At 61.5% G+C, this 400-nt stretch carries 1 protein-coding gene; it reads left to right on the top strand.

The window, feature by feature from the left end; genetic code table 11:
• Window positions 1-54 precede the first annotated feature (54 nt).
• The coding region (gene vgrG, locus KDL01_RS47360) for a type VI secretion system tip protein VgrG (protein ID WP_246577734.1) at window positions 55-400 on the top strand (346 nt) is incomplete at its 3' end.

Below are 400 nucleotides of genomic sequence, written 5' to 3' on the forward strand. Positions count from 1 at the left end.
GTACAGCCAACCAACGAAATATTCCGGCCCGCACGCACGCAGCACAAGCCACGTATGTCTGGCCCGATCCAAGCGCGTGTCGTCGGCCCGGCAGGACACCCGATACATACCGATCAGTACGGGCGCATCAAGGTGCAGATGCCGTACGACCTGTACGGCAACAACGACGAGCACAGCTCATGCTGGGTACGCGTTGCCAATGCGTGGGCGGGCAATCGCTTTGGCGCCATGCACCTGCCGCGGGTCGGGCAAGAGGTCTTGGTAATTGGCATTCATGGCGACCCGGACTGCCTCGTCGCCACCGAGCGCGTCTACAACAAGATGAACCTGCCGCCGTGGGTCCTGCCTCAAATGCAAGCGCTCTCGGGTTTTGCGAGCCAGGAATTGCCCGATGGAGAAG

The organism is Actinospica durhamensis, from assembly GCF_018139695.1.
GTDB lineage: Bacteria > Actinomycetota > Actinomycetes > Streptomycetales > Catenulisporaceae > Actinospica > Actinospica durhamensis.